This window comes from Foetidibacter luteolus, from assembly GCF_009650435.1.
Taxonomy (GTDB): domain Bacteria; phylum Bacteroidota; class Bacteroidia; order Chitinophagales; family Chitinophagaceae; genus Foetidibacter; species Foetidibacter luteolus.
In genome coordinates this window covers 42,909-56,573 of sequence record NZ_VVIP01000022.1, presented here as the reverse complement: position 1 = coordinate 56,573, position 13,665 = coordinate 42,909, and the positions used below count along the sequence as shown (strand labels likewise).

Here is a 13,665-nt window from a genome sequence, read left to right as displayed (position 1 = left end):
CGGTTACAAGTTGCCGGTTACCGGTCTGATGAGGTGTAAAAAGCTGATAATTTGTTAGCTGCGGAAGTGCAGAAGCACCTACCCGCCGCTGACATTAAACTTTAAACAAAAGAACGTTGGAATGTTGCCGATTACAAGTGACAGGTTACCGGTCTGTTGAAGTGTAAAAAGCTGATAATTTGTGAGCTGCGGAATCGCAGAAGCACCTACCCGCTGCTGACATTAAACTTTAGACAAATGAACGTTGAAATGTTGCCGGTTACAGGTTACTGGTGAAAAGAGTTGATGAAGTGATTTTGCCTGGTACTGTATTCAAACTAACGGCCCGCACGGTTTTGCGATGCCTTCATTACAATCTCTCTGACGGTATCATCCAGGTGTTGCGAGGCTTCTTTCAGCAAAGCAAAATACACCTTGTTGTCTTCACTCAAGTCGCCCTCATCTATCAGGCTTAACAGCGATTGTATATTGGTAAGCGGAGACCTGATGATATGCGATTGCAAAAAGGCTATTTCTTTCAGTTCTGTATTCTGTTGTTCAAGAAGCTCCCTGTGCTGTTTGTTTTCTGTAATGTCAATAGCGTTAACCAAGGCCGCGTATGGTACTCCGGCAGAATTAATAACGGGCTGTACACTTATCCTAAACCATAGCCTTTTTCCATTCCTCATTATGGCCCTTTCCTCCTCAACACCTTTATTGCTGTCAATAACCTGCCGTATAGTGGTTGTCAAAAAAGTATTGGTTTGCTCTTTTGTTGCAGGATGTTGTTTTGCATGCCAGTCCTCAAACTCCAGGGCTATTTTATTACGGTATAAAAAGTTGCCATCCCTGTCTGCAAGTGTAATGATGGAGGCGGAGCTTTCCGCCAGGCTCCTGTAACGTTCTTCACTTTCCCGCAGGGCAATCTCTACATTTTTCTTAGCGCTTATATCCCTGCAGGTAGCCACAACATTTATTACCCGCCCGCTGTCGTCCCGTATCACCTTCCTGTTGGTTTCAAAGTAAGCCCAGTAGCCGTTTTTGTGCCAGATGCGGTATTCAGCCGTAAAAGATTTACCGCAGGGAAATAACTCAGGAACAAAATGCTGCCTTATTGCCGCATCATCATCCGGGTGTATCAGTGCGGAGGGATCCAGCCCGATAAGGCTTTCGGGATCATAACCCAGCAAAGATTTTACTGATGGGGAAATATATTCAAGCCTTCCATCGGGGTAATACAGCGTTACCAGGTCGTTGATGTTGTTGGTAAGCAGGGAGAGGCGCTTTTCATGTGCCTGCAGCGACAGTAGCGTATGCATTTTATCAGTAATGTCGCGGGCTATGATGATAAATCCGCCGGGATCGTTGTGTGAGGGCGGAACAGATGATATGTTGCAGTTAAACCATTTAGTACCACCTTCAAAAGGCAAACTGTAATCAAGAGATTGGGTTTTACCTGTGGCGTTAACCATGTTAAAGGCATTATCCAATGCAGATAATGTAGCCGGTGGGAAAGGTATTTCATTAAAGCCCTTGCCGATGAATAATTCCGGGGGTAAGAGTAAGTCTGATGATTGGGACTGGAAGCAATGTATAAAAATCTTCCTGTTATCTAATACAAAAACCAAATCGTGCATGGATGCAAGAAGGGTTTCGAGCTGTGTGGAAGTAAAGCCACTAACAGAAGGGTTTATTTCAGCGGAATTGGTCATAGATCAGCAATTGCAGGGCAGTTGGCCCGGTACAAAATATCGGCGTTTCAATTAAGGTAATTAAAATATCCCTTATTTCAAAAAAAGAGAATCCTGAAACGCTTTCTTTAAATGTACCAAATGCCGCAAGGGAGTGACCTTTTTTAAGCACGCTGGTAAGCCAGGCCGCTCAATAATTTGGAGAGCACAGTTCTTCGGGGGGCACGAGATGCCGGGGTGTTTTGCCGCCCGGCTTTTAAAAGGGCAGGAAAGCAATGCAGGCTAAAAGCGCTTATGTTGATGAGTGCCATCAGCGTACCAAAAAGGTGAAGGCCGAGGAACAAGGCTATGCCCAGGTGCATGGAAACAATGCCCGCCAGCCAGAACTTTTTTGTTTTGGCATGGTAGATGCCAATGGGGTAAAAAGTTTCCAGCAGCAGGGTGCCCCAGCACAAAATTTTCGGAACAAAAGGGTACCTGGCCATCCAGTCTATGTTAATGTTATGAAACTGGTCCTGCTGCATGGCCATCCAGATGGCTTCACCGCTCCACCACTGCGCTCCCATGGCTTTTTCTATGCCGCATGCCAGGTACATGATGCAAAGGTGCAGTTGTATAACCCTAACGCTTAGTGTTATAAGATAGGCCGGGATGCGGGGCGATTTTTTGCGGCTGTCCAGCGAAAGTGATGAACCTACGGGCAGCACCACACAGTAAAACAGGGAAATGTGTGCGAATGTTTCCACGCCATAAGCGGTAAGGTTGCCGGTGGTATTAATTACCATGTGCATAAGCCAGGCAACTATGGCCATAGGCCTTGTTTTGTACCCGAGTAAAAGGCTGGCCAGCGATATGGCATAAGCTATCGTAACCACATAAACTGCTGTAATATCATCAATGGTAAGTGCGGTGGCAATATTGGCAATGGATGGGGCTGCATTGGTAGAAAGCATATCACTGATATTCCAGGGTACAAGGCCTTTGGGGCCATAGAGCCACATCCAGTCTGGCAGTAAAACCACAAGCTGTACAATGGCAAAGCTGCTAACCAGTATTCTGAATATACCCAGCGTTTGCTTTGGCACGGGCTGAAAAAAATAGCTGTTGATATTGCTGATGATGTTTTTCATATCACATTATTTTATAAGTGGGTTTTTAATGGTTTCCCTTTTGAAAATCGTTATGAAACCAGTATTGCCACTGTACACGTTTGCCGTTGTTATAGTCTTGTATGGAAGGAATTTTTTGCACCACCATCGCCACTCTTATCTGGCTGGCGGAGGGCTGAATGTTTAATACAGTTTGGGCCAGGCTGGCGGATAAAACAGAACGGGCTTCCGGTAAGGTTAGGTAACCGTAGATGTTGTTGAGGCGGTTGGTAAAGTCTGCACACCTGCCTGTAATGTCAATAATTTTTTCTGTGCCAAGGGTATCTTTTACGGTGTACACCACATAAGGCTGGTCGTAAACGCCCGGTGCAAAAAAGCTGAAGATATTATTGCTGCCGGTGTATTTTCCAACATTGCTGATGGCGCTGAAAACCTTTGTATTCATCTTGTTCCACTCTGCAAAATGCCCGGCAAAAAGCATCACCATTACCAGGTGCAGCGCGGCCAGTGCATAGTATATTTTGTGTTTTAACGGCATGACTTTTTGTTTTAAAAGAGGCATCCGCGGTACGGCGCGGACACCTCTGTTGGTTTGTATTGCTTAAGAACGGTTGCAGCAGTTGGGTACGGACTAAAGAAACATGGCGCCGGCAGAAGCAGCAAGAGGCTGCACTTTGGGTGAGGGATTGAAGCGGATACCCCGGTGAGGCCTTGTGCCTGGGCTTTGTGCCGGAGTATGAGCGGAAAGCCCGACCCCTTGCGATAGCTTGGGGGCACCCCCGAAATTTCTTATCAGTACATTATGGCTATGTTCTTGTTTTCGGCTAATGTCGTTACATTAAGGCCACCATAAGCCGCGGGATTTATTTTGGCCAGCCTTTCCTTAATTACGGACAAGATGATCGGATCATAACAACCTTTAAGAGTAGGTTTAAAAATGTCTTTCCAGTTTTTACGGTAGGGTTTAAACACTATGTCGTTAATGTTGGCATAGCCATAAAAGCTTCTGCCGAATTCCCTGTTTAAGGTGCCTGGTTCGTTAAGGATAAGAAATTTAGCGCCGCCCAAATCTTTAAGTAAACCATCCATTACATCTGTTTTAAGGTTGGCATACTGGCCAAGCACTTTATCTGTTGCCAGGAAACCACCACCGTTCACAAAAGCCACTTCACGCAGGCCGGAGAACTGGGCGGGGTCTGCCTTTGCCAGCAGTTCCCTGACTTTTTGAAGCCTTAGCGGGTCAAAGATCATGTCCGGGCAAGTGGGCAGTATAAAGTTGGGCCTTTTCCAGATGGGTACATATTTCTGTATGTTCCTTAATTCCGAAGGAAGTTTTACCGCATCGGGGCTAACGAAAGCCAGGTAGCTGGCGCTGCCATAGGCGGTGCGTGTAATGCCATAAGAAGAGTAGGTTTTGGAAAAACTGAGTGAGTAATTGCTTGTGGCAAGGTCTTTTACAATTTCATCAATACGGTCTAAAGTGGCGGCCGCGGTAACGCCGTTAGCTTCTGGTGTTCTGATAGCGGCAGATTCGCTGTAATAAGTAAAATCCTGTTCTTTTTTGCAACTGGCAAAGCAAAGCATAAAAATGCCTGAAGCGGTTAGCATGGAAAAAAATGTCCTTTTCATACAAATGTTTTTGAAGGAATGATTGATAAATAAGCATAGGCAGTCTTTGGGTTAAAACAGTAGTAAAGCGATACTGAAAGAAGCAGCCATGGCATTAAGACCCGGCGCCGGCTGGTACCATTCCGGTTTAGGGTGTTCATAAGGTTGCCTTGTATATTGCTGAACCAAAACTCCTTGTTAGAAAGCCTTTATGCTGTTGTGGAATTAACAATACGAATCTACTATGTGCGCATGCCCGTTTAGAAAAGCAGTACACGAAGGGAGCAAAATAATACACGAACGAAAAAGGGAGCATGGTAAGCGGGGTGCAGGAGAGAACTGCATGCAGTTGAATAAACAGTAAGTGCCTTTGCCAAATAAGTTTAAAAAGTTCCGGTTTTAATTTTTATCTTATGGCATTATAATTTTCGTACACTGCAATCGGCCGGTTTAAGCATGGGTTATTTGTATAAGCTATGCAAGCTTGCAGGCCGATGCCACTTAAAGAGGGCTTATCATGGCGCCGATAAACTGTATTATTGTAGATGACAATGAGATTGACAGGTTGATTGTTGAGGAATACCTGCAAGACTACCCGGAATTTAAACTGACCGGCAGTTTTTGCAACCCGCTGGAAAGTGTGGCCGCCATGCAACAGCAAAACATAGCCGTTGTATTTATGGATATTGATATGCCGGTAATGAACGGCATAGACTTTTTTAAAACCGTTAACAACCCGCCTCTCTGCATTTTTATTACCAGCCACCCGGATTACGCTACAGACGCTTTTGAGGTACATGCGCTTGATTACCTGGTGAAGCCTTTAGATAAGCAACGCTTTGACCGGTCTGTTAACAGGCTGAAAGAATTACTGCAGATAAAAGCGAAAGCGCTGCATTACGATTTGCAGTTTGAAAGGGATACGCTTACCATAAAAGAAGGTACCGCAATTACCCGCATTAACATGCAGGACATAATTTACCTGGAAGCCATTACCAACTATACCAGGATTGTTACCCCTTCAAAAAAGCATATAACCCTTTCCAACCTTAAAAACCTGATGGATCAGTTGCCGGATAAAAAGTTCATCCGCATCCACAGAAGCTATGCTGTGGCGGTTGACAAAATTGAACGTATTGAAAATAAAGAACTGTTTGCCGGCTTGGTGGCATTGCCTATTGGCAAAACCTACCGTAGCAGTATAAGCAGTTTTATGATAAGGAAACCGTTGCAGTTTAATTGAATATTTAACCCACACTTTTTAAATGAAAATCATCATCATGAAACCATTCATAACCAGTATTGCAGTGGCACTTTTGTTTGTGGTTCTCTATTCCTGCGCAGGCAGCAGTAAAAGTTCCGGCAGAACAGTTACGGCCTTTGGCCCGGGCTCATCGCCTGATACCATCAGTGTACCGGCAACAGGCAGTGCACGGTATATTGTTATTAAAAAAATCGGTGGTCCCGGATCATCTCCCGATACCATTTCTGTAAAAGCAAATGAGCGTGTTGTTATCTACCAAACAAAAGAAAAGCCAAAAGACCCAAAGAAGAAGGATGAGTAGCCGTATTCTTTTTTGCGGAACAAAGCTGTATGCATAATTTGTAAGCAGTTAATACTGTCAGCATGTTCCTCAAAGCTTTTTGCAGGGTAGGTGTATTATTGGCCATGTTTTGTTGCATGGCGGGGAATGCATTGCCGCAGAAAAAGTTATCTGATTATATATATGATTCTGCAAAACAGTTATTGGCTTCCAGTGCGTATGATTCAGCAATTGTATTATTTGCGAGGTCTGGCGTTGCGGCGCAAAAAGAGCATAATGCATTAAATACGGGTAACTCTTTTATAGGCATAGGCATAGCTAACGACAGGAGCGGTAATTATGAAGTAGCCTTGCAAAATTATTTTACCGCTTTAAAATGGTACGAGAGCATTAATAACAAGAATAAAATGGCCGGTACCCTTAAAAACATCGGCAACATATACCGCGTATTAAGAACATACGATAAATCTCAAAGTTTTTTACAACAGGCGCTCAGCCTGTTTAACTCCATCAAGGATTCCACCGGCGCATCCAACGTGCTGAATGATATGGGCCTTCTTAATATGGCCACCGGCAGCAATCACAAAGCAATCGCAAACTTTAAAGTAATTCTTCAGCAGTATGGCAAGTATGTAAAAGATGAAGTAAGGCCCTTTGTATTAAACAACCTGGGTTACACGCAGGTAAAAGTGGGGGATTATGAAGGCGCTGCCATAAGTTACAGGGATGCGATGAAATTGTTCCGGCAAAGAAATGACCAGTATGGCGTGGGCCTGGTGTATGGTGGCATTGCGGATATGTACGTGTTGCAGCGTATGCATGCCCAGGCTGTTGATAATGCTAACCGCAGCCTGGCCATAGCGGAGCAGATAAAATCCAAAGAGCTGCAGTCTATGGCTTATAAAAGCCTGGCCGATGCTTACGGTTCAATGGCGGATTATGAAAAAGCCAACCAATACCTGCAATTGCACGCCAACCTTAAAGACACGCTGTTTAAAGAAGAAAGCGCCAGGAAGTATGCCGAAATGGAAAGCAAGTACCAAAACGAAAAAAAGCAGAAAGAAATATCCCTTTTACAAAAAGAAAACATCATTAAAAACAGCCAGCTTACCAACCAAAAGCTTACCCGTAATTTTTTGCTGCTGGGCCTGTTGCTGATTGTTATTATTGCCGCCTCTCTTTACCGCGGCTACCGGTTTAAACAGCGGGCCAACAAAGAACTTAACGAACTTAATAACCAGCTTGATAAGGCCAACCAGTCTAAAACAAAACTGCTCGGCATCATCAGCCACGATTTACGTACACCCGTAAGCAGCCTGGTAACTTTGTTAAACCTGCAACGCAGTAACCCGCAACGTTTTACCAAAGAAGAAAAGGAAAAATACGACAACCAGATTGCTGAATCAGCCAATAATACCCTGGAAGCCATGGAGGATATACTCATTTGGTCAAAAAGCCAGATGGAGAGTTTTGTGCCTTTTAACGAAACAATTTACCTGTATGATTTTTTTGATTCTGTTATTCATATCCACAGTACTGCCGCCGCTGCAAAAAACATCAGTTTGTTAAACAATTGTCCTGGCGACCTGTCACTTACAACCGACCCTAATTTTTTAAAAATTATTCTTCGTAACCTGGTCAGTAATGCCGTAAAGTTTACACCTCAAAACGGTACAATACAGCTATCGGCATTAAAACAAAATAACACTGTGCATGTTTATGTAAAAGACAATGGCCCCGGTATTGACGAAAAACACCTGGCAACTATTTTTGAATGGAACAGCATACGCAGTGATACTTCAGGGCTGGGCCTGCGGCTTGCCAAAGAGTTTACTGAAAAACTGGATGGGGTTATAATAGTGCATTCGCAGTTGGGAGAAGGTACCGAGTTTGAACTGAAGTTTGAAGACAGGGGCTCATAGCCACAATACAGGTTACCCTGCTGATGCAGCATATAAGGCGGTTTAAAAGCTGCCAATCCTGCACATCGGTTAAACCAGCCTAAAATCGCGGTAGTTTTTCTCTTCCCGCCACGCCGTTACAGCAATTCCTTTTATCTTTCACGGGCAGATGCTGACTACTCAATAAACACCTTTATGAATAAAGCAATCTTTATAGCTTCAGCCGAGCCCTGGACGGGTAAATCCATAGTGGCGCTTGGCCTTGTTAACATGCTGTTGCGCAAAACCCAAAAGGTTGGTTTTTTTAAACCCGTAATAGCCTTGCAACCCGAGGGGAAAAAAGAAATACATATAGAAACCATACTTAACCATTTTTCACTGCCTATAGAATATGCGGATGCATTCGCATTCAGCAGGCAGGAAGTGCTGCACCGAAACGACCCCGAGAGTACCGCTGAAATGATTAACGCCATCATCAGCAAATACAAAAAGCTGGAAGAGAATTACGATTTTACCGTTATAGAGGGAAGCGACTACCTGGGCGAAGGCATAGCGTTTGAATTTGATACCAATACAGAGATAGCAAAGAACCTCGGGGCGCCTGTGCTTATAGTGGTAACCGGCGAAGGTAAATCCACTGCACAAATCATTAGCTCCGTAACAAGTATACTGCACAATTTTGAAGCAAAGGAAGTGCAGGTGCTGGGCATTGTGGTAAACCGCGTTCAGCAGGAGCAGATAAATGATGTAAAAGAATTGCTGGCCGTGCAGATAACCAGCGGCATCATCGTATCTGTTATTCCATGGGATAAAAACCTGCAAAGCCCAACCATGAAAGAAATTGCTGATAACCTTAACGCTAAGGTTATCCTTGGGGAACAGTTGCTGGGCAACCAGGTAAACAATTTTGTAACAGGCGCCATGATGCTGCCCAACTTTTTGCCTTATATAAAAGAGAACTGCCTTATTGTTACACCCGGCGACCGTGGCGACATCCTCATCGGTGCACTGCTGGCCAATCTTTCGGCCAACTATCCCAAAGTAGCCGGTATAATTCTTACAGCCGGTACCAAACCGGAAGACCCGCTGATAAAACTGATTGAAGGCCTGCAAACAGTTATACCTGTTATTGCTGTTGAGTATGGCACTTTTGAAACCACAACAAGGGTAGGGGCCATTCATTCCCGTATTACCGCGGGCAACACCCAAAAAATAGAGCAGGCTATAGAATTGTTTGATAAGCATGTAGATATCAATACGCTGGATGAACGCATTATAACATTCAGGGCAGAGGGCATAACGCCACACATGTTTCAATACCAGTTGGTAAAGCAGGCAAAGTCTGCCAAAAAACATATTGTATTGCCCGAGGGCAACGACGACCGCATACTGAAAGCGGCAGCAAGGCTTACCGCGCAGCAGGTGGTGCAGCTTACCATACTGGGAGACCCTGCTGAAATAAATGCTTCGGCAAGAAGGCTGGGTATTAACCTGGATGCCGCGTCTGTAAACATCATTAACCCGGTGGCGTCAGCTTATTACGAACCTTATGTACAAACCTTGTATGAACTTAGAAAAAACAAGAATGTAAACCTTGAAATGGCCCGAGACCTTATGACCGACGTTTCTTACTTTGGCACCATGATGGTGTACAAGGGCGATGCAGATGGCATGGTATCGGGCGCTGTGCATACCACGCAGCATACCATCAGGCCGGCCTTGCAGTTTATTAAAACAAAGCCCGGCGTATCGCTGGTGTCGTCGGTGTTTTTTATGTGCCTCCCGGAGCGTGTGGCCGTGTTTGGCGATTGCGCCGTAAACCCAGACCCCACCGCAGAACAGCTTGCGGAAATAGCTATTTCATCTGCGGAAACCAGTGCCCGGTTTGGCATTGAGCCGCGGGTGGCCATGCTGTCGTATTCTTCCGGCTCATCAGGCGAGGGTGCTGATGTAGAAAAAGTGCGTAAAGCCACCTTGCTGGTAAAAGAAAAAAGGCCGGAGCTGAAAGTGGAAGGCCCTATACAATACGACGCCGCTGTTGACCCACTGGTGGGTAACCAGAAACTGCCAGGTTCACCCGTAGCCGGCAGGGCAAGTGTGTTGATTTTTCCAGACCTTAATACCGGCAACAACACATATAAGGCCGTGCAGCGGGAAACGGGCGCCCTGGCCATCGGCCCTATGCTGCAGGGGCTTAACAAACCTGTGAACGACCTTAGCCGTGGCTGTACGGTAGATGATATTTTTAATACTGTTGTTATAACCGCCATACAGTGCCAGGATAATTAAACAGGAACAAAAAGGTGGAATGTTTTATTATGCTTCGCATAATAGATGGCTAAAGGTTAGGTACTTAGCTGCATTGCTGCTATGAGGCGTCCCTTGTGTCACTCACTTGTACTGTAACAATTCTATTCACCAATTGCCGAAGTAATCTGCCCTGGGTAAAACGAAAGGATTTGATCTTTACCTGGTAAGAGGCGAGGCTGGTAATTTAGCACTGTTATACCGGGCTGCATAAAATTGTGCAATAACCCAGAGCTAAAATGTTAATAGCCGCGGATGCGATCCGGGGTTGGTATTTGGATTGCAATACAACCTTGAAGGGGTTGGCCAATGCCATACAAGATTCTATTGCGTTTAAAGTAAAATAGTATAGACGGTCATGAAGATATTAGTCATTAACGCAGGCAGCAGTTCATTAAAGTTCCAGTTGTTCAATACGCCACCGGAAAAACCTTTGTGTACCGGCCTGGCAGAGCGCATTGGAAACAATGATGCCCTGTTGCGTTGCAAAATATATAGCGGTAACAACGAAAAAACAGTTGAAAAGCAGCAAGGGCTGGCCAATCATGGAGATGCCCTGGGCTTAATTATTGAAATACTGACGGATGCGGAAAACCAACTGCTGAAAAACAAAGAAGAGATAACGGTTGTTGGCCACCGGGTGGTACATGGCGGAGAAGATTTTACTACGGCCACCATAATAACCCCGCAGGTAAAAGAAAAGATAAAGCATCTTTTTCCGTTGGCGCCGCTGCACAACCCGGCCAACTATGCTTGTATAGAAGTTGCTGAAGAACATTTTCCGGCTGCAAAACAGGTAGCTGTTTTTGATACTGCTTTTCACCAGGCCATGCCGCCACGGGCCTTTCGCTATGCCCTGCCTTCATCGTACTATACAGAGCATCGCATTAGGGTTTATGGCTTTCATGGCACCAGCCACAAATACGTAACCGGTATAGCAAGGGATATGTTGGGTAACCCCGATGCCAAAATGATAAGCATACACCTGGGTAATGGCTGTAGTATGGCTGCAGTAAAAGGCGATAAGCCGCTGGATACCAGCATGGGTTTTGGTCCGTTGAGCGGCCTTGTTATGGGTACCCGCAGCGGCGATATTGACCCCTCCGTTATCTTTCACCTGCGTAAAGTGCTGAAGATGACCACAGATGAAGTGGACAACCTGCTCAACCGGCAATCCGGCATGCTGGGGCTTTGCGGTTACAGCGATATGCGGGACGTAAATAAGGCTGCCGCATCCGGCGATGCCAGCGCCCTTTTTGCCCTGGAAGCCTATGCATACCGTATTAAAAAGTACATTGGCGCTTATGCCGCTGTACTCAATGGTGTAGATACCATCATCTTTACCGCTGGTGTGGGTGAAAACGACAGCGATACCAGGGCCCGTGTTTGCAGGGATATGGACTGGCTGGGCGTTAGCATTAACGATGCCGCCAATAACCAGCGGGTTGCCGGGCCAAGAGAAATCAGCCCCGCCGGTTCGCCAGTAAAAGTAATGGTGGTGCCCACCAATGAAGAACTTGAAATAGCAAGGGAATGTGCCGTGCGTATCTAGCTAACCCTCGCCGCCGGGTATGTACCCCGGCATCAGTACTTTATTTACTTTTTCTACCAGTTCCTGCAGCTCAAAAGGTTTTAAAATAAAATCAACAGCGCCGGCCGCTATAGCCGGTTCCCTGTGTTCGTTGGTGGCGGTCATTAATATTACCGGTAAATGCTGGGTATGGGCATTCTGTTTTAGCTGGCGGCAAATCTCCTTGCCGTCGCGGCCGGGCAGTTTAATATCCAATAATACCAGGTCGGGCACGGTTGAAGCCGTATTTTCCAGTTCAACCGCGTCGGGGCTGGTAATTACATGGTATCCTTCGCCCTCAAGAATCAGGCGTATAACCTCTGCATTGGCCTCGTTATCATCTGCAACCAGGATTGTTTTAACGGACATTGACTACCTTTTGTAGCGTAAAATTATTAAGCTGATAAGCTGGTGACAAAATTTTATTCTAATGTTTCCGGAGGATTCCTTGTTCTTTGTCCGTTATTTCATTCGCAAGTGGGTCGTAGCGTATGGGTTGTATTCCGGTTCTTCGTTCAAAATTCCTTGTTCCTTGTTCGATATTACATTCGCAAGTGGTGAATCGTGAATCGCAAGTGGGTCGTAGCGGATGGGGGATATTCCGGTTCTTCGTTCAAAATTCCTTGTTCCTTGTCCGTTATTACATTCGCAAGTGGTGAATCGTGAGTCGCAAGTGGGGGAGTAGCGGATGGGGGTTATTCCGGTTCTTCATTCATCCTTCCTTTTTCCTTGTTCGATATTTCATTCGCAAGTGGTGAATCGTGAGTCGCAAGTGGGGGAGTAGCGGATGGACTGTATTCCGGTGCTTCATTCATCATTCCTTGTTCCTTGTTCGATATTTCCCGCCCTCACTGGTGCGTGTCTTCACGCACCAGCCTTATCCGGGTCTGAAAAGCCGCTCAAAGAACTGGACGATGAACGTAGTGCGACGCAACGATGCCTCCCACAAGGAACCGGACCCCTGCCACCAAAAAACAACCCTTTTAAACCGGGCGAAGCTGGTGGATAACTTTTTCATGGGGATAACTCATTAATAAAATCCCAAAGCCAAATCTTCTCTTTTTTTAGAAACATAATATTTTACATTTGCAACCTTTCACAGTTTTAGAATTTTAAATCGTCCGTTACGGCGGAAAAAGGCATTATGGCAAGAATTATTGGCGTTACCAATCAAAAAGGGGGAGTGGGCAAAACTACCACGGCTATTAATGTGGCCGCCAGTTTGGCCGTGCTGGAATACAAAACTTTGCTGGTAGATGCCGACCCGCAGGCCAACAGCACCACCGGTGTTGGTTTTGACCTTCATAACATTACCACCAGCCTGTACGATTGCATGGTTAACAACGCGTCTGCCCAGGAAGTGATACTGAAAAGCGATATACCTAACCTTGACCTGATACCTTCTCATATTGACCTGGTAGGCGCCGAAATTGAGATGATTAACTACCCCAACAGGGAAATGGTGATGAAGGGCATTATGGAGCCGGTAAAAGACCAATACGACTTTATTGTGATTGACTGCTCGCCATCGCTGGGTTTGATAACTGTAAATGCCCTGGTTGCCGCGGATAGTGTAATTGTGCCGGTGCAGTGCGAATTTTTTGCCCTGGAAGGTTTGGGTAAGCTGCTGAACACCATTAAAATTGTACAAAGCCGCCTTAACCCGGCCCTGCAGATTGAAGGTATTTTAATGACCATGTACGATGGCCGCCTGCGCCTGTGTAACCAGGTAGTGAGCGAGGTAAGGAGGCATTTTGACGAACTGGTATTTACCACCATCATACACCGCAATACCCGGCTTAGCGAGGCGCCCAGCGTGGGCAAGCCTGTAATTCTGTACGACTCTGAAAGCAAAGGCTCTATTAACTACCTTAACCTGGCCAAAGAGATTCTGCAGAAGAATAACATGACGAAAATGACCAACGAGCAACGCATACTGGAGTAGTTGCCCAACCA

Annotated in this window: 11 protein-coding genes; 6 read left to right on the top strand and 5 right to left on the bottom strand. The window is 45.6% G+C overall.

Going from position 1 to position 13,665, the window contains the following annotated elements; all coding sequences use genetic code 11:
* Positions 1–317 precede the first annotated feature (317 nt).
* The 4 genes from F0364_RS06460 to F0364_RS06445 form a co-directional block, all read right to left on the bottom strand.
* Positions 318–1,691 carry a PAS domain S-box protein gene (locus tag F0364_RS06460; RefSeq protein ID WP_153796952.1) on the bottom strand — a complete coding sequence of 458 codons (1,374 nt, stop codon included), beginning with the start codon at positions 1,689–1,691 and terminating at the stop codon, positions 318–320.
* Positions 1,692–1,834: 143 nt separating this feature from the next.
* A complete protein-coding gene (locus F0364_RS06455; RefSeq protein ID WP_153796951.1) occupies positions 1,835–2,800 on the bottom strand; it encodes an HTTM domain-containing protein in 966 nt (321 codons plus the stop codon).
* A 25-nt stretch (positions 2,801–2,825) separates the two neighbouring features.
* Positions 2,826–3,317 (bottom strand): hypothetical protein, encoded by a 492-nt coding sequence (locus tag F0364_RS06450; RefSeq protein ID WP_153796950.1) that lies wholly within the window; start codon positions 3,315–3,317, stop codon positions 2,826–2,828.
* Between the two features lie 254 nt (positions 3,318–3,571).
* Entirely contained in the window at positions 3,572–4,408 is an 837-nt protein-coding gene (locus tag F0364_RS06445) for a hypothetical protein (protein ID WP_153796949.1), read from the bottom strand.
* A gap of 496 nt (positions 4,409–4,904) precedes the next feature.
* Between F0364_RS06445 and F0364_RS06440 the strand changes: the two genes are divergently transcribed.
* The 5 genes from F0364_RS06440 (at position 4,905) to F0364_RS06420 (ending at position 11,691) form a co-directional block, all read left to right on the top strand.
* A complete protein-coding gene (locus tag F0364_RS06440; protein WP_153796948.1) occupies positions 4,905–5,630 on the top strand; it encodes a LytR/AlgR family response regulator transcription factor in 726 nt (241 codons plus the stop codon).
* A 37-nt stretch (positions 5,631–5,667) separates the two neighbouring features.
* Positions 5,668–5,952, top strand: coding sequence for a hypothetical protein (locus F0364_RS06435; protein WP_153796947.1), 285 nt, complete (start codon positions 5,668–5,670; stop codon positions 5,950–5,952).
* Positions 5,953–6,014: 62 nt separating this feature from the next.
* A complete protein-coding gene (locus F0364_RS06430; protein WP_153796946.1) occupies positions 6,015–7,853 on the top strand; it encodes an ATP-binding protein in 1,839 nt (612 codons plus the stop codon).
* Between the two features lie 174 nt (positions 7,854–8,027).
* Complete coding sequence (gene pta, locus F0364_RS06425) at positions 8,028–10,121, top strand: phosphate acetyltransferase (protein WP_153796945.1); 2,094 nt, start codon at positions 8,028–8,030, stop codon at positions 10,119–10,121.
* A gap of 376 nt (positions 10,122–10,497) precedes the next feature.
* Positions 10,498–11,691: an acetate/propionate family kinase gene (locus tag F0364_RS06420; protein ID WP_153796944.1), complete on the top strand. Its 1,194-nt coding sequence runs from the start codon at positions 10,498–10,500 to the stop codon at positions 11,689–11,691.
* Here F0364_RS06420 and F0364_RS06415 read toward each other — a convergent pair whose 3' ends face one another.
* Entirely contained in the window at positions 11,692–12,078 is a 387-nt protein-coding gene (locus tag F0364_RS06415) for a response regulator (protein WP_153796943.1), read from the bottom strand.
* 775 nt (positions 12,079–12,853) lie between these two features.
* On the opposite strand from F0364_RS06415, the gene F0364_RS06410 reads away from it, so the two are divergent.
* Positions 12,854–13,654 (top strand): ParA family protein, encoded by an 801-nt coding sequence (locus tag F0364_RS06410; RefSeq protein ID WP_153796942.1) that lies wholly within the window; start codon positions 12,854–12,856, stop codon positions 13,652–13,654.
* The last annotated feature ends 11 nt before the right edge of the window (positions 13,655–13,665 follow it).